The organism is Miltoncostaea marina (assembly GCF_018141525.1).
Classification (GTDB): domain Bacteria; phylum Actinomycetota; class Thermoleophilia; order Miltoncostaeales; family Miltoncostaeaceae; genus Miltoncostaea; species Miltoncostaea marina.
Window position 1 is genome coordinate 1,161,101 of sequence record NZ_CP064655.1, and the last position, 15,648, is coordinate 1,176,748.

The following is a 15,648-nucleotide window of genomic DNA, read 5'->3' on the forward strand; positions in this document are numbered from 1 at the left end:
CTGGCAGGAGCGGGGCCAGCCGCAGCCGACCCCGCTTCCGCCGGGCGCTCAGGTCGTCGGGCTCACCTCCGTTCCGGCTTGCGGTAGGGGTGCAGCTCGTCGTGGTAGACGCCGAGCGGCTGGCCCAGCACCTCAGCCTCAACCAGGTTCTGCAGGCTGTGCACGTTGGGCGGCTCTTCCTGCGCCTCGTCGTTCCAGAGGAAGTAGACGTCGCCGCTCTTGGTGTTCCAGGCGACGACAGGGAACGAGGTGCGGTCTTCCATGAGGACGTACCAGCCCGGGTACGCGGGGACCGCGCTCATGACGCCACCTGCTGTCCTCCGTCCGCCCACTTGCGGTGGTCGTCCCGGTAGATCACCGGGAAGATGATGGAGCCCCACGGAACGATGAGGGCGCCGGTGTCCTCAGGCAGGGGACCGGGCGTATCGAGCAACTGGGCCAGCTCCCAGAGCATCGACTCGGCTTCGCAGAGGGCGCCGAGGAACCAGTCCTCGGCCTCGTGCGAAAGGTCGTCCTGGATGTCAAGTGTCTGCTGTGCCATTGCGGAGCACCTTTCCCTCCCCGACGGGGAAGTTCGGATGCTCGACGGGCCGGCTCAGCTCGGCGCCCCTTGCAGGATGGGTGGCGGCGCCACCTCTGCGAGCGTTATTCGATGAGGCGACGCCTCTGACTAGGACGTCGCGCGCGCACTATCCCACAAACCCGGCGGGGGCTGTCAAGCGTCGTCCGGTTCGGCCTCAATGCGCCCAACGCTGTTGAGCGGCGCCAACTCGATCAATGCCCGCCCGATGAGCTTGACGGCGTCGTCCGGATCGCTTTCGGCTCGTGCCAGCAGCATCGCCGCGGGCCGCGTGCGCCCGGGGTCGGGGCTCGCTTCGAGCTTGCCGCGCAGGAGCGCCAGCTCGCCCCGGACGTTGTCGCCCTCTGCCGCATGGCGCTGGACGGCCACGAGCGATTCGTAGAAGTCGCTGCCCTTGCCGTAGTCCGCGAACTCGTAGTGAATCTCTCCCACGACGTCTCCTTCCCTCACTGAGCTTGCTCGCCGGGTAGCAGTACCGACGAGAGATCGATCGCCTCCACTTCCGGGTCAGCGCGCAGGCGGCGTGTGACTCGCACGATGCGACCGTTCACGTAGGGGTTGTGGTCGTAGAGCCGCTCGACGGTCGCTCGGGACAGCCGGAGGGCCTCGGTCACGTTGAAGTCCTCGTCGAAGATCACGATGAGCAGGTAGTCGTAATCGGCGTCCCGGATCGGACTGAGGTTCGTCCGCTTGCCGGTGCTGGTCGTGCGCAGCGCCTTGACCTGGATGCGCTCGCCGGCGGGCGTGAGAACGTCCCACCCGGCCTGACTGAAGCTGCCGCGCGTGCCTCCGTAGTGCGTCGCCACGACCGCCTCGGCGATGTCGCCAATCGGGCTGTTGTTGGTGCGGATGACGTCGCGGTGGCGCAGCGCGCGCATGATCGCCGCCCAGTCGGCCAGCAGTTCTCGGGTGGTCCGGCTCTCGGGGTTGTACGTCATCGGCTCGATCCTGGTCGGAGGTGCCGCTGGAGGTGCGGCGACGCGTGCGAGCAAGTGTATGCGCGTCTCGGGCGGCATCCGGCGTAACCGACTCCCGCCTACGTCGGGCGGGACACCTTCTGGCCGGCCTCCCAGCGGGGGTCCGGGCGCCGCGCGCCGGCCAGCCCGCACGGGTGCTTTGCGGCCGAGGGAGGCCCGCACCCCTCGCACCCATATCAACGGGCCGCACAACCCGCGGGGAGCCCCACATATCGGCCCGTCGAGGCCTGACACGCCGCTATGGCCTGCCCCGCTGGAGGGCGGGGTCCTGAGGCCATGGCGCGCCCTTCTCCGGGTGCCGCTACCTGCCGCTACTCCGCTACCCACGGCCGTCGCTACGTCGCTAACGTCGCTAGATTTCGGCTAAACCCTACGCCCGTCGCAAGTGACCCATTTTCTCTGTTGCTTCCTAAGAAAGAAAAAAGGCAGCGCGTAGGGTTTAGCCGAAAGCTAGCGACGTAGCGACGGTTAGCGACGTTACGGCGACACCGCTTTGAGCCGGCCGCGGGCGGCGGCCTTCGGCTGGTCTAACCACCGCAGCTGGATCTCGCGCCGCGTGCCGTGCTTGAAGCTGACCGCCAGCCGCCGCGCGCTGCGGAGCTGCGGCTGCATCCGGCGCAGCCGCATCGAGAGAGCGCGCGCGTTAGCCGGGTAGTTGCGGCCGTCGCTGTGGATCGGTTTCAACGCCGCGTGCAGCTCGCTGGACGTCCCTGTCCAGCGGGGCTGGCCGTGCATGAACGCCAGCAGCGTCGCCGTGAGTGGGTCGCTCTCAAGCACCATCTCCACGAGGTGCTCCTGCCCCGCGGTGTACGCGTCCAGCGAGTGCGAGCCGGTCGCCGCATCGACCGCCGCCATCACCTCTGCGGCGTCGGCCATGCGGGGCGGCTTGGGCAAGTGGACCGGCTCAGCGACCACCCGCGCCACGAGGTCCAGCAGCCCGCCCAGCATGGCCGGCAGCGCCGCGGCATAGGCCTGGTCCAGCGCGCGCTCGGTCATGCGCTTGCCGCGCAGCGGGCGCAGCTCGACGGGCATCAGGCGCTCGCCGAGGTCGCCGCGCAGGCTGCCGGGGTCGATAGACGTCAGCAGCAGAGCACGCCGGAACATCGTCACGACGAGGTCGCCGTCGGTGTAGAGCTGCCGCTTAGCCGAGCCTTCGCCGGTGACCGCCCGACAGAAGGCGTCCGAGAGCGGCTCGTCGATGCGCGAGATGTTGTCGAGGCCGACGACGCGGCTTGCCGAGGCCACCGCCAGCCACTCGGCAAGGTCGCGCGGCGCGGAGCGCAACGCAGCCGGCGAGGGGTCCACGAGGTTGACCAGCGCCCGCCCCAGGAACGACTTACCGGCGCCCTGCGGCCCCGTGAGCGTCAGGATGGGCACCGGCACGTCCGCCAGCCATGCCATCGCGAGCCAGGCCTGCGCGAGGTCCCATGCCTCCTCGCTCAGGTTCACGAGCGTACGGAGCGTCGCGAGGCCGCCGCCGCGCTTCGGCTTCGGGAGCGGGGAGGTCAGGCGCGTGCGGCGGAACACGATGCCGTCCGGCGGCGCCTTGCGGATCGCCCAATGGCCGCCCTCGATGACGATGACCTGACCCGTTTCGTCGCCCAGGTCAACGACGACGCGATCCTGCTCGCGCACGCACCGGAGATGAACGGCGATGCGCTCCCGTCCGTCGGCCTGGGCCTGGAGAACCTCCATAGCGTTGGCGAGAGCGGTCTTCGATGGCGTGCTGCCGGTCCGCTCGAAGTACTCGCGGGTGAGATGGGCCGACAGCGACCCGCCCTTGCCGAGCACCGGCCGGGCGATGCGCGGCCCGCGCCGCGGGACGCCGTACACCGCGCCGGTGCCGTCGGGCGCGATCTCGTAGAGCTTCTCCGCCATCTCGACGAGGATGACCGCCTGGGGCTTCTTGCCCTTGCCGCTCATGTCGCCACCGCCCCGCTCCAGCGGAGCAACCGGCGCAGCTCGGCAGCCGTGCGCCCGGCGCGGAACCAGTCGGTCAGGTCGCCGCCGTGGGGCAGGGGCAGCCGCACGACGCGCACCTGGGCGCCGGCCGCGCGCAGCTTGCGCGCCGTCGCTGCGGCCTGGTCCTGCTCGCCGGCGTCGTACACCACGGCGATGCCCCGGCCCGCAGGCCGCAGCGCGGCGACCAGGGCGCCGGGCAGACTGGCGCCGCAGGTCGTCGTCACGGCGTGGATGCCGTGCTGCCGGGCGATGAGTGCGTCGAACTCGCCCGCGCAGAGGACCACCCGGCGCCGCTGGGGCGGGGTCGGGTAGAGCTGCGACCCGCGCCCGCCGAGGCCGACCATCTTCGGGCCGGCTCCGGGATCGAGGAACCGGCGCCGCAGGTTGACCAGGCGCCCGTCGGCGTCGCGCACCGGGAGCGTGACGGCGCTGCCGTCGTAGCCGAGCTGGTGACGGTCGATCGTCGTCCAGTCCAGGCCGCGAGCGTGCGTGACGTACAGCCGCGCCGCCCGGCTGCGCTCCAGCGCCCGCTGCCACCGCGCGATCTGGCGCTCGCTCGGCAGGGGCGCCGGCTCACGGTCGGTCGCGCGGGCGGCCTGCGGGTCGCCCAGGTACGTGAGCGGGTCGTCCAGGAGCAGCCCGCCCGACCCAGGCGGCAGGTCGAGCGCCTCCGCAAGCAGCGCGAGGTACTCACCCCGCCCGGGACACGCCCAGCACCGCACCCACCAGCCGCCGGTCGGCTTCCGGTCCACACTTAACTTCTGCGGACCACTACACACCGGACACGTGTATAGGTAGCCACGCGCCGCGCTGTTAGCTATACTCACGGTGCCCTCCACTTCCTCTCGTGAGGGCTGGCGAGCATGGCGTTGTCTGCGCCCCCGAGGCCCTTCCCCTCGGGGGCGTCCTCTTTGTAGCCATCAGTCCACCGCCTCGACCTTGTTCGCCTCGATGTAGGCGTCGAGGTCGTCGGGGTCGAAGGCGACGAACTTGCCCATCTTGAGGTAGGTCAGCCGGCGCTCGGCAACCGCGCGCCGCACCCACCGCTCCGAGCGACCGAGGTACTCGGCAGCGCCCTTGAAGTCGAGGGGCGGCCTGTGTGTCTTTGTGGTGCTCAACTCTCAACCCTCCGAACTAGCGAACGACGAAGTTCGTGTTCGAGTTCGGCTGCTGGGAGGAGCTATGCGGCGGAGTGCGCCACTGCCACCCGTAGGCGACGGCGGAAACTGTACGCCAAGCCGTACAAGCTGGCAACTCGCCCGCTATAAACCGTACGGCGCCTGGGACCTACCCCTCGCCGAGGGCCATGCCGGACAGGTCGTCGCCCTCGTTGAAGCGCCCGAGGTGGTACCGCACGACGTCGGGTGCGCGCTGCATCTGGTCCTGGTCGAGGTCGAGGTCGTCGAGCACGGCCTTGATGAGCTCGCCCATCAGCCGGCCCCAGCGCTGCGCGAGCTGCACCTGGCCGGCGTCCACGCCCGCATCGAGCGCAGCCTTTGCCACCTGGGCCAGGCGGTCGCGCTCCTCGCCGTACAACGTGACGAGCATCGCAGTCTGCTCGGCCGTGAGGTCCTCGGCCGCGCCGACTTGCTCGTGCAACCACGCCACGTGCCCTGATGCCGCATGCACCAGCCAGATCAGCGCCTCGGCCGCAGTGACGTCCATCGGCATTCCCATCGTGATCATACGCCGCTGCGTCTCGTGCCGAATAGCTGCCTTGATGTGGTTCGGTGTTGAGCCGCCGTGAAGCTTACATTTACCTATCCCGGGATGTGGAGTGCCCCAGCCCGCGTACAACTTGCAGGTTTCGCCCTGGCGGTTCCGGGCGCCGCACAAGGTCTTCCCGTGGCGCAGGTTCGTAAGTGGGTCGGTGGGGCGTGAGGGCATGCTGACTTGCCTCCGATACGTCGCCATGTGTAGCCGGGCCGTGACGTATATTGTAGTGTAATGCGTGCATGCACAGGGGTACTGGGGCGGGATCCCAGTACCTAACTCATTTCCAGAGGTAACGCCATGAGCCTTGATATCGACGACGTGAGAACATCACGCAAAGCCGGGTGGTTGCCGGCGAGCACCGGGTGGCCCGAGGTGGAGGAGCTGCGCGAGCGCCACGTGGCAGCCGTTGCCATCCACCGCGAGGCGTCGGATGCCCTCAGCGCCATCCGCGCCAAGCACGACCAGGAGGACGCCGAGCGCAAGCACGCGCTCGCCAGCGCAGCCCGTGCCGGCAAGCGGCCGAAGCTCCGCCAGCCCGACCGCGCCGCCCGCGAGGCCGAGCTTGCCGGCGCCCAGGAGCGGCTCGACGCCGCGACCGAGGTCCTGGAGGAGGTGTACGCCGAGGTGCTGGCGGCCTTGCGCGAGCTGGCGCCCGAGGCCGCCGCGCGTTTGCAGAGCGCCCAGGCCGAGGCCGAGGAGGAGCGCCGCCGGGCGCGCGAGGCGGTGCTCGCGGCAGAGCGCGAGGTGCTCAGGGTGCGGCACCTGGCCCAGTGGTTCGACCGCACGGTCAACAAGAGCTCGTCCTGGCGGGCGGCATTCGACGAGCTGCCGGTGCCCGAGCCAGCCCCTGAGCCCGACTGGGCCGCCATCATCGGCACGGGCGGGGTGATCGCCAATGCCTAGCCCCGAGCACGTCCGCATCAAGGCGAGCGACATGGGCCTTGCGCCCTCCGTGCGGGCGACGCGCACCGTCGCCACGCGGGTGATGGCAAAGGCGAGCGCCGCTGGGGCCGGGGAGGGGGCGTACCCGTCCGCGTGGCTGCCCGGCCTCGCGCCGGTGCCGATCGCCAACGCCCCGGCCATCGCCGACCCTGCGCCCATCACCGCCGTGCGCACCGAGGCCGCGTCCCCAGCGGAGGGCCACTACCCGGCGGGCTGGCTGCCCGAGCTGCGGGTGCAGGCGGGCGCCGTGGTGGGGTTGTCATGAGGACGGCCGAGCGCATCGCCTTTCTGGCCCGGCGCTACCGCCTGCTGGCCGAGCGCGAGGGCCTGTGCAGCCTGCGCCGCAGCCGGGAGGCGCGCGCCGACTACCTCGACCACGCCGAGGCCCTCGGCTACCCACTGATGGACGCCGTGCAGGTGCTCGGCGCCGGCGAGCTGGACTTCATCTGCGCGGCGGCGGTGCGCGAGCTGGCCCGCCCGGGCGCCCGCACCGAGCACGTCCTGCGCCTGTTCTCCTGGCTCGACCACGAGCGCCTGGTGGCGATCGCCTACGCGCTGCCGGAGGACAGGCGCCACGTCGTTCAGCGGCACGGCGTCTGGGCCTACGCCTACAACCACGCGCCGTCCGGCATGGCGGCGGCCGTGCGGCGCGTCGCCGAGGTGAACGCGATCGGCCGGGTGACGAGCGTCGGCCGCTGGTTGCTGAGCGAGGCGGAGACCGACCTGACGACGGAGGTCCCGGCATGAGCGCCGACGAGGTCGCCCTGCGGGCCGAGCGCCTGCGGGTGCTCTACGTCGTCAACGGCGCCGAGGCCGAGCTCGACGCGCGCGAGGCACCCCTGCCCGCGCTCAGCGAGCGCGAGCAGCGCCTGATGATGGAGGCGACCGAGGAGGACCTCGCCCTGGCCGCCGAGGTCATCGGGGCCGCGCGCTGGCAGCGCCGGGTGCAGTGGTACGCGCTGGAGATCCTTCTCGGCTATCTGCAGCCGGGCGAGCGGCCGTGGGAGGCCTTCGAGCGGCTGGAGAACGAGGAGCGCCGCTACTTCCTCAAGCTGCTGGCGGCCTCTGGATGGTGGAAGCCGGCGCCCGATGCAACCCTCTGAGGACGACGAACAGCGCTGTCCGGCCTGCGGCGAGGTGATCCCCGAGGAGTGGTGGGTCTCGCACCTCGCCGGGGCGGACCGGCGCCGCATCGACTGCCCGGCGCAGGACCTGGTCGCGGTCGCCCGGCGCCAGCAGCCCGGTACCGCCTTCGCCCAGTTGGTGCAGGCGCCCTGGTAGCCCCGCCCCTGCGGCCCACGCTATGGGGCCTAGCGTGGGCTGTACGGGCGTTTGATCTGAGGAGAGGCTACAGGGGAAGGGCTAAGTCCCCGCAGCGGTCCAAGTCGGGGTGCAGTCCTCCGTACGAGTCGCTGCCCCGTACAGGGCGCGGTACCGATTGTGTCGGCGGCGCTTGACGGCGTGTTCGTACCGTGCAAATCTCGGTGCGACATCTGGTGCGAACGGGACGAAGGAGGACCTATGGCTGGTCAGATTGGTTCGGGGACCGCGGACGGGCTCATGGAGTTCTTGGACTACATGGTCAAGAGCGGGTATGCGCCGGTGGGCGCGATGAACGCGTGGAAGTCGGCGACGAAGCAGGTCTTCGTCAAGGTTGAGGGCGAGGACTTTGGGACCGTGGACGTTCGGTCGTTCGATCCAGACGAGTATCTGGATCGCTTCGAGACGATCGTGATGGGCCGGTACAAGCGAGAAAGCCTCGACGCGTATCGGGTTCGCTTCAGGAAGGCGATAGGCGCCTACCGCGAGTATCTCGCCGACCCGAAGAACTGGAAGCGACCGACCTTCAGGGCATCGTCTCGTCAGCGGCGAGTTGCGAACAGCGATTCGCCGGCGACTCCAGCGACGTCGGCGGCGACGCGCACGAGCAATGGAACGTCCGCGAAGGTGGAGAGCGACCAGGGGCTCATCGACTATCCGTTCCCACTGCGGTCTGGGCAGATGGCTCAGCTGCGCCTACCCGCCCGGCTGGACAAGACGGACGCTGAACGGTTGGGCGCCTTCCTGCGAACGCTGTCGTTCGAGCCCCAGGGGCAGCTCCCGTCGTCTACGAGCGACGATGAGGGCTCCGATGAGTGACGGCCCCGAGCAGTATGAGGTCGACGACAAGCTGACCGAGATGGTCCACGCGTGGGAGGACGTCGAGCGCGGCCTCGTCGCGCGCTATTCGCGGGGCATTGAGAAGAACGGCCTTCCCAACGCGATCAAGCTCGCGCACCGCGTCGAAGCGGAGTATTTCGAGGACAGCTGGGGCGAACCCGCGACGCAGTACGTCCTCATGTTCGACGTCCACGATTCGGCAGCCCGGTTGGCCGCGAACAGCGTCAAAGCCTACGAACGCGTCCTCAGCGACGAGGTGCGCAGGCACGTCCAGACCTGGAAGACGCACCCACCCTTCCGTATTCAGAGGATCTCCCGCGATCGCAGCGGCGGCGGTCGCGCGTGTTCCCGGCACTTTTCGGCGCCAGCGACGCCCGAACTTGTCGATGCTCCAATCCCAAAGCCGATCGGCCGAGGCCCGTACATCGAGCGCGACGACTACTCGTTGACGCCGATCGAGGTTCCCATCTACGAGGCGCTCCTCGAGACCGGCCTGACGTTCTCGGTGCAGCCGTTCATCCAGGGCACCGACAGGCGGTATCGGCCCGACTTCTTGGTCTTCTACGGAGGCAGCGCGGTCGCCGTTGAGTTGGACGGTCACGACGCCCACAAGACGAAGGAGCAGAGGTCGAAGGACGCGGAGCGAGATCGCTGGCTGAATGCTCGCGGCATCCGGACCCTCCGCTGGACAGGGAGCGACGTTCATCGGAACCCGCAGGCATGCGTCCGCGAGCTGATGGACATCGTTCGAGGGTCGGCGGCGCGCCCCTAAGTTCCCGGCCGAGCGGCGAACGGTTGTTCCGTCCGGGCGGTGTGCTTACGTCTCTCTATCGGCACGCGCAGGAGGTGGACAGTGGCTAGAGGCAACGACAACGATCGGTACGTCCAGCCGCGACCCGACGGCGGATGGGAGGTCGTCAAAGAGCACCACGAGCGCGCCAGCGCCGTGACCAGTACGCAGCGAGAGGCGATCGACCGCGCTCGACAGATCGTTCAGGGAGCCGGCGGCGGGGAGCTGCGAATCAAGGGCCGCGACGGGCGGTTCCGCGACTCGGACACCATTCCGCCTGGGCGCGAGTCACCGGCCCGGGACACCAAGTAGAGGCAGCTCATGGCAGCGCGGCGCCGCGCGATGCCGACACTTGGCGAGCATCGGCACGCGCTGCGGTGGCACGCGAAGATGCTGGACGAGTACGGGTGGAGCAATCCGGACGCCCAGGATCGCTGGCTGATCCCGCTCTACCACCTGGTCGACCTCCTTCCCGAGGGGCACGATGGCGTCATCGCTGACGACACAGGGATGACGCCCAGTGACGCGCGCCGACTCAAGCGAGCGGGCGCCTGGTACGTGCGTGGGGCCCACCGGGAGCACTGGCCGTGGTGGAAGCGCCTTCTGCTCCCGCTCGGGCCCGCTCGGCGCACGCGGCGGAAGATCGCAGCCCAACGGGCGCACTGGAGCGAAGACGACCAGGCCTTCAGGTGGCGATGGTAGGTGCGGGCGCGCACCTCCATTCGCACCTCCACCCAGCGGCTCAGAGCGGTCTGGAGCGGGCTAGAGCGGTCGCGCCGCTGGAGGTCGAGAACCCGCTAGCAGAGCGGCATCTGGGCCGGGAACGGCTCCCCTAAGCGGTTCCCCGGGGAGCCGGTCGGCGGCCTTTGGGTGGCGGGGGTCCCCGGTTCGAATCCGGGCGTCCCGATGGGGTTTCGCAGGGCCTTCAGTAACCGGGTGCCGCCGGATGCCGCACACTCCGGCTCGGTGCCGAGCAGTGCGGAGATCGCGACTGTCGGGGGTCTCGGGCGCGTCCTGCCTCGGTCTGCCGGGGAGTGCTCGGGTTGCCAGAACGGCTCGCTGCGCGGGGCTGCTCGCCGGTGCGCATCCTCATCAAGCGTGCTCGCCGGGCAGCAGGACGGAGGACAGATCGACCGCCTCGACCTCGGGGTCAGCGCGCATGCGGCGCGTCACCCGCACGATCCGGCCGTTGACGTAGGGATCGTGGTCGAAGAGCCGCTCGACGGCCGCCCGGGGCAGTCGGAGCCCCTCGGTCACGTTGAAGTCCTCGTCGAAGATGACGATGAGCAGCTGGTCGTACTCGGCGTCGCGGACCGGGCTGAGGTTCGTCCGCCTTCCCGTGCTCGTCCGCCGGAGCGACTTGACCTGGATGCGCTCGCCGGCGGGCGTCAGCACGTCCCAGCCCGCCTGGCTGACGCCGCCCCGCGTGCCTCCGCAGTGCGCCGCGACGACTGCCTCGGCGATGTCGCCGATCGGGCTGTTGTTCGTCCGGTGACGTCGCGATGGCGGAGCGCGCGCATGATCGCCGCCCAGTCGGCCAGCAGTTCTCGGGTGGTCCGGCTCTCGGCGTCGTAGGTCACTGGTTCGTTTCCGGGGTCGGGGCGCCGGTGGCTCTGCGGGGTGCCGGCCAGCGGGTGGGGCCGGCCGGCCGTCTCCGCTGACGGCCATCGCCGGTTGGAATCCGGGCGTCCCGATCGATGCCGCAGGCGCCCGCGCGCCGCGGCGGGTCAGCCGATCAGCTCGATCCTGTCGATGTAGACGGCGTCGCCGGCGACGGCGCTCTTCTGGCCGATGTAGATCTCGATGCGGTTGCCGCTGGCCCCGGCCACCAGCTGGGCGTCGACCAGCTGGAAGGTGTCGGTCAGCGTGACGGTGCCGCCGGCGACGGTGCGGATCAGCGCGTTGGCCGAGTTGCGCTCGCGCAGGAAGATCTCGACCGGCTTGCCGACCGCCGAGGGGCTGGCGGCCTTCATCCAGGCCCGGCCCGTGTAGGTGGTGCCGCCGACCGCGTTCATCACCGAGGTCGGCGAGTCGTCGATCGTGAACGAGGTGCCGGCGGTGCGGGTGACCTTCACCGCGCGCTGGCCGCTGGGGGCGTCGGCGAGCACGTCGCGCGACAGGCTCGCCTGCCAGGTGGTCCAGCCCGACACGTCCGACTCGAAGTCCCCGTTGGTGACGAAGTTGGTGCCCGAGCCGCCGCCGGTGGCGACGGTGAGCGCGCGGCTGGCCGTGGCGGTGGCGCCGTCGTCGTCGGTCACCCGCAGCCGCACGGTGACCGGGCCCGCCGCGGAGTAGGTGAAGGTCGGGTTGGCCGCCGTCGAGTCGTCGTACTGGCCGTCGCCGTCGAGGTCCCAGGCCCGGGCGGCGATCGTGCCGTCGGCGTCGCTGGAGCCGTCGGTGAAGCTGACCTGCTGGCCGACCGTCGGCGTCAGGGTGCTGGCGGTGAAGGCGGCGGTCGGGGGCTGGTTGACCGGCGCCGTGGAGCCGACGGTCAGGTCGCGGCTGGCCGTGCCGGTGGCGCCGTCGTCGTCGGTCACCCGCAGCCGCACGGTGACCGGGCCCGCCGCGGAGTAGGTGAAGGTCGGGTTGGCCGCCGTCGAGTCGTCGTACTGGCCGTCGCCGTCGAGGTCCCAGGCCCGGGCGGCGATCGTGCCGTCGGCGTCGCTGGAGCCGTCGGTGAAGCTGACCTGCTGGCCGACCGTCGGCGTCAGGGTGCTGGCGGTGAAGGCGGCGGTCGGGGGCTGGTTGACCGGCGGCGGCGGGGCGCCCGAGCCGTCGCTGAGCTCGATCCTGTCGATGTAGACGGCGTCGCCGGCGACGGCGCTCTTCTGGCCGATGTAGATCTCGATGCGGTTGCCGCTGGCCCCGGCCACCAGCTGGGCGTCGACCAGCTGGAAGGTGTCGGTCAGCGTGACGGTGCCGCCGGCGACGGTGCGGATCAGCGCGTTGGCCGAGTTGCGCTCGCGCAGGAAGATCTCGACCGGCTTGCCGACCGCCGAGGGGCTGGCGGCCTTCATCCAGGCCCGGCCCGTGTAGGTGGTGCCGCCGACCGCGTTCATCACCGAGGTCGGCGAGTCGTCGATCGTGAACGAGGTGCCGGCGGTGCGGGTGACCTTCACCGCGCGCTGGCCGCTGGGGGCGTCGGCGAGCACGTCGCGCGACAGGCTCGCCTGCCAGGTGGTCCAGCCCGACACGTCCGACTCGAAGTCCCCGTTGGTGACGAAGTTGGTGCCCGAGCCGCCGCCGGTGGCGACGGTGAGCGCGCGGCTGGCCGTGGCGGTGGCGCCGTCGTCGTCGGTCACCCGCAGCCGCACGGTGACCGGGCCCGCCGCGGAGTAGGTGAAGGTCGGGTTGGCCGCCGTCGAGTCGTCGTACTGGCCGTCGCCGTCGAGGTCCCAGGCCCGGGCGGCGATCGTGCCGTCGGCGTCGCTGGAGCCGTCGGTGAAGCTGACCTGCTGGCCGACCGTCGGCGTCAGGGTGCTGGCGGTGAAGGCGGCGGTCGGGGGCTGGTTGACCGGCGCCGTGGAGCCGACGGTCAGGTCGCGGCTGGCCGTGCCGGTGGCGCCGTCGTCGTCGGTCACCCGCAGCCGCACGGTGACCGGGCCCGCCGCGGAGTAGGTGAAGGTCGGGTTGGCCGCCGTCGAGTCGTCGTACTGGCCGTCGCCGTCGAGGTCCCAGGCCCGGGCGGCGATCGTGCCGTCGGCGTCGCTGGAGCCGTCGGTGAAGCTGACCTGCTGGCCGACCGTCGGCGTCAGGGTGCTGGCGGTGAAGGCGGCGGTCGGGGGCTGGTTGACCGGCGCCGTGGAGCCGACGGTCAGGTCGCGGCTGGCCGTGCCGGTGGCGCCGTCGTCGTCGGTCACCCGCAGCCGCACGGTGACCGGGCCCGCCGCGGAGTAGGTGAAGGTCGGGTTGGCCGCCGTCGAGTCGTCGTACTGGCCGTCGCCGTCGAGGTCCCAGGCCCGGGCGGCGATCGTGCCGTCGGCGTCGCTGGAGCCGTCGGTGAAGCTGACCTGCTGGCCGACGGTCGGCGTCAGGGTGCTCGCCGTGAAGGCGGCCGTCGGCGGCTGGTTGACCGGCGCCGTGGGGCCGACGGTCAGGTCGCGGCCGGCCGTGCCGGTGGCGCCGTCGTCGTCGGTCACCCGCAGCCGCACGGTGACCGGGCCCGCCGCGGAGTAGGTGAAGGTCGGGTTGGCCGCGGTCGAGTCGTCGTACTGGCCGTCGCCGTCGAGGTCCCAGGCGCGGGCGGCGATCGTGCCGTCGGCGTCGCTGGAGCCGTCGGTGAAGCTGACCTGCTGGCCGACCGTCGGCGTCAGGGTGCTGGCGGTGAAGGCGGCCGTCGGCGGCTGGTTGGGGTCGGGCTCGGTCACGACGATCGAGCGGGTGGCGGTGTCGCTTGCGCCGTCGTCGTCGGTGACCCGCAGGCTGACGGTGACCGCGCCGGGGGTCGTGTAGGTGAAGGTCGGGTTGGCGGCCGTCGAGTCGTCGAACTGGCCGTCGCCGTCGAGGTCCCAGGCCCGGGCGGCGATCGTGCCGTCGGCGTCGGTGGAGGTGTCGGTGAACTGGACCTGGTGGCCGACGGACGGGATCTGCGTGGAGGCCTCGAAGTCGGCGTCGGGCGGCGTGTTGGTGGGCGGCGGCACGGCGCCGTCGGTGAGCGTGATCTGGTCGACGTAGAAGGCGCTGCCGGTGCCCGCGGCGGTGTGGTCGAGGTAGAGGTCGATCCGGTTGGCCGCCGTCGCCGGCGTGTACTGCGCCGTGACCGTCTGCCAGCTGTCGGAGAGCGTGACCGGCGCGCTCGTCGTGGAGTCGACCCGGTCGCCGTCGGCCTCCTGCTCGCGCACGATCAGGCGCACGCTCTTGCCGACCGAGGCGGCGGAGGCGGCCTTCACGAAGGCGCGGCCGGTGTACGTCCTGCCGGCCACCGGCGCCGTCACCGAGGGCGGCGTGTCGTCGATGGTGAACGCGGTGCCGCCGGTGCGGGTGACCTTGGCGACCCAGACCCCGTTGGGGGCGTCGGCCATCTGCTCGCGCGACAGGCTGGCGTTCCAGGTGGTCCAGTTGGCCAGGCCGCTCTCGAAGTTGCCGTTGACCACGTGGTCGGTGCCGGGGTCGGGCGCCGGGTCGGGGTCGCCGGGGTCGGTGATCCCGATGACCACCTCGTCGAACGCGGTCGGCGTCGCCGTGCTGGTGGCGCGGATCGTCACCTGGCCGCCCGGCGGGACGGCGGCGGGCGCCCCGTAGAGGCCCGAGGCGGAGATCGTGCCGACGGTGGCGTTGCCGCCGGCGACCCCGTTGACCGACCAGCTGACGCCCGCCGGGCCGTTCGTGACGGTCGCGCTGAGCTGGGCGCTCGTGCCGAGGTCGAGGCTCGCCGGCGCGCCCGAGATGTCCACGCTCACCTGGCCCTGCCCCTGGCCGACGTTCATCGTGACCGCGGCGGCGGCCGGCGTGCGGGGGAACTGGCTGGCGGCGTCGCGGGCCGAGTAGGTGAACGAGTCGGGGCCGCTGTAGTTGCTCGCCGGGGTGTAGGTGAGCGAGGTGCTGGTGGTCTCGGAGCCGACCGCCAGCGCGGTGGTGCCGGCGCGCAGCGTGCCGTGGGCGGGGACGCTCTCGATGCGGAATCGCCGCTGGCCCAGCCCGCTGCCGAACTGGTCGGCCGCGAGGGTGACCGTCGAGGCCTGGTTGAGGGGGAGGGTCCCGGCGTTGACCGCCTTCGCCCGGTAGCCGCTGACGGTGGTCTGGGAGGTGGCGAACGTGACCTGGTTGTTGGCCTCGCTGACCTCCTCGATCACGTCGTCGGTGTCGATCTCGGCGGCGAGCCAGTAGGTGCCGGGCTGGACGTCGGACACGTCGACCCACTGCAGCGCCAGCTGGGCGCCGTAGCGGTCGCGCCAGCCGGCCGAGATGCCCATCTGGATCGAGCTGGCGTTGGGGTTGCCCTGCCAGCAGAAGTTGTTGTTGATGTAGACGGGCGTCGAGGGGCCGACGTTGGTCTCCCGGCGCTGGGTGTCCTCGAGGCAGAACCCGACCTTCTGCCCTGGCGCCACCTGGGCCGTCTTCGCCGAGTTCCACAGCGAGTAGCGCGCGATGCGCATGAGGTGGAAGTGGTTGTGGCCGTCGGCCGTCTCGAAGATGATCTGCGGCGGCCCGTTCGGCCGGGGCGTGGTCGCCTCCATGCCGTCGGGCGTGCGCACGTACTGGCGGACGGTGGTGAACTCGGCGCCCACGCGGTTGGAGCCGCGCACCTCGAACGGGCCGGGGCCGATGTTGTGCACGTAGCCGTCGAAGCGCAGCAGCTTGGCCTGCGTCCCGTCCGGATACGTGTAGTCCTCGAAGACGGGGAAGGCCGGCGGGTCCGCCACCAGGTCGGGCAGGGTCGCGCCCGGCGGCGCGGAGAAGCCGACGATGGGCACCGCGGCGGCCAGCGCGGCCGCGATGATGAACAGGCCCATGACGAAGCGCCGACGTATGCCCATCGCGAGCGACTCTCCCACCTTCTGGCGGATGGGGTCACCTAGCCG

19 protein-coding genes are annotated in these 15,648 nt (G+C 71.1%); 9 read left to right on the plus strand and 10 right to left on the minus strand.

From position 1 onward, the window contains the following. Window positions 1-62: 62 nt before the first annotated feature. The 8 genes from ITJ85_RS05795 to ITJ85_RS05830 all read right to left on the minus strand — a co-directional run bounded on the left by ITJ85_RS05795 (window position 63) and on the right by ITJ85_RS05830 (window position 5,196). Window positions 63-302, minus strand: coding sequence for a hypothetical protein (locus ITJ85_RS05795; protein WP_217915407.1), 240 nt, complete (start codon window positions 300-302; stop codon window positions 63-65). Beyond that, window positions 299-541, minus strand: coding sequence for a hypothetical protein (locus ITJ85_RS05800; RefSeq protein WP_217915408.1), 243 nt, complete (start codon window positions 539-541; stop codon window positions 299-301). The genes ITJ85_RS05795 and ITJ85_RS05800 overlap by 4 nt, the downstream gene beginning before the upstream one ends. Window positions 542-715: 174 nt before the next feature. Continuing rightward, window positions 716-1,012 carry a hypothetical protein gene (locus tag ITJ85_RS05805; protein ID WP_217915409.1) on the minus strand — a complete coding sequence of 99 codons (297 nt, stop codon included), beginning with the start codon at window positions 1,010-1,012 and terminating at the stop codon, window positions 716-718. Between the two features lie 14 nt (window positions 1,013-1,026). Beyond that, entirely contained in the window at window positions 1,027-1,518 is a 492-nt protein-coding gene (locus ITJ85_RS05810) for a DUF6998 domain-containing protein (protein ID WP_217915410.1), read from the minus strand. Between the two features lie 516 nt (window positions 1,519-2,034). Continuing rightward, complete coding sequence (locus ITJ85_RS05815; protein ID WP_217915411.1) at window positions 2,035-3,480, minus strand: hypothetical protein; 1,446 nt, start codon at window positions 3,478-3,480, stop codon at window positions 2,035-2,037. Beyond that, a complete protein-coding gene (locus tag ITJ85_RS05820; RefSeq protein WP_217915412.1) occupies window positions 3,477-4,271 on the minus strand; it encodes a hypothetical protein in 795 nt (264 codons plus the stop codon). The genes ITJ85_RS05815 and ITJ85_RS05820 overlap by 4 nt, the downstream gene beginning before the upstream one ends. 168 nt (window positions 4,272-4,439) lie before the next feature. Beyond that, a complete protein-coding gene (locus ITJ85_RS05825) occupies window positions 4,440-4,637 on the minus strand; it encodes a helix-turn-helix domain-containing protein (protein WP_217915413.1) in 198 nt (65 codons plus the stop codon). A gap of 169 nt (window positions 4,638-4,806) precedes the next feature. After that, window positions 4,807-5,196, minus strand: a complete 390-nt coding sequence (locus ITJ85_RS05830) for a hypothetical protein (RefSeq protein WP_217915414.1) — start codon at window positions 5,194-5,196, stop codon at window positions 4,807-4,809. Window positions 5,197-5,532: 336 nt separating this feature from the next. On the opposite strand from ITJ85_RS05830, the gene ITJ85_RS05835 reads away from it, so the two are divergent. From ITJ85_RS05835 to ITJ85_RS05875, 9 genes are all read left to right on the plus strand, one after another. Beyond that, complete coding sequence (locus tag ITJ85_RS05835) at window positions 5,533-6,138, plus strand: hypothetical protein (RefSeq protein WP_217915415.1); 606 nt, start codon at window positions 5,533-5,535, stop codon at window positions 6,136-6,138. Beyond that, entirely contained in the window at window positions 6,131-6,442 is a 312-nt protein-coding gene (locus ITJ85_RS05840) for a hypothetical protein (RefSeq protein ID WP_217915416.1), read from the plus strand. The genes ITJ85_RS05835 and ITJ85_RS05840 overlap by 8 nt, the downstream gene beginning before the upstream one ends. Beyond that, a complete protein-coding gene (locus ITJ85_RS05845) occupies window positions 6,439-6,924 on the plus strand; it encodes a hypothetical protein (RefSeq protein WP_217915417.1) in 486 nt (161 codons plus the stop codon). Before ITJ85_RS05840 ends, ITJ85_RS05845 begins: the two co-directional genes overlap by 4 nt. Then, the gene (locus ITJ85_RS05850) at window positions 6,921-7,280 is read left to right on the plus strand and encodes a hypothetical protein (protein ID WP_217915418.1); all 360 of its coding nucleotides are present in this window, start codon (window positions 6,921-6,923) and stop codon (window positions 7,278-7,280) included. Before ITJ85_RS05845 ends, ITJ85_RS05850 begins: the two co-directional genes overlap by 4 nt. Beyond that, window positions 7,267-7,458 carry a hypothetical protein gene (locus ITJ85_RS05855; RefSeq protein WP_217915419.1) on the plus strand — a complete coding sequence of 64 codons (192 nt, stop codon included), beginning with the start codon at window positions 7,267-7,269 and terminating at the stop codon, window positions 7,456-7,458. The genes ITJ85_RS05850 and ITJ85_RS05855 overlap by 14 nt, the downstream gene beginning before the upstream one ends. Window positions 7,459-7,737: 279 nt before the next feature. Continuing rightward, complete coding sequence (locus tag ITJ85_RS05860) at window positions 7,738-8,316, plus strand: hypothetical protein (protein WP_217915420.1); 579 nt, start codon at window positions 7,738-7,740, stop codon at window positions 8,314-8,316. Then, entirely contained in the window at window positions 8,309-9,109 is an 801-nt protein-coding gene (locus ITJ85_RS05865; RefSeq protein WP_217915421.1) for an endonuclease domain-containing protein, read from the plus strand. The genes ITJ85_RS05860 and ITJ85_RS05865 overlap by 8 nt, the downstream gene beginning before the upstream one ends. A gap of 81 nt (window positions 9,110-9,190) precedes the next feature. After that, on the plus strand, window positions 9,191-9,439 hold the full coding sequence (locus tag ITJ85_RS17500; protein ID WP_217915422.1) for a DUF2188 domain-containing protein: 249 nt from the start codon (window positions 9,191-9,193) through the stop codon (window positions 9,437-9,439). Between the two features lie 9 nt (window positions 9,440-9,448). Beyond that, window positions 9,449-9,829, plus strand: a complete 381-nt coding sequence (locus tag ITJ85_RS05875; protein ID WP_217915423.1) for a hypothetical protein — start codon at window positions 9,449-9,451, stop codon at window positions 9,827-9,829. Window positions 9,830-10,219: 390 nt separating this feature from the next. On the opposite strand, the gene ITJ85_RS05880 is transcribed toward ITJ85_RS05875, so the two are convergent. Next, window positions 10,220-10,522: a hypothetical protein gene (locus tag ITJ85_RS05880; RefSeq protein WP_217915424.1), complete on the minus strand. Its 303-nt coding sequence runs from the start codon at window positions 10,520-10,522 to the stop codon at window positions 10,220-10,222. Between the two features lie 332 nt (window positions 10,523-10,854). Next, window positions 10,855-15,603 (minus strand): PKD domain-containing protein, encoded by a 4,749-nt coding sequence (locus tag ITJ85_RS05885; protein WP_217915425.1) that lies wholly within the window; start codon window positions 15,601-15,603, stop codon window positions 10,855-10,857. Window positions 15,604-15,648: the final 45 nt, after the last annotated feature.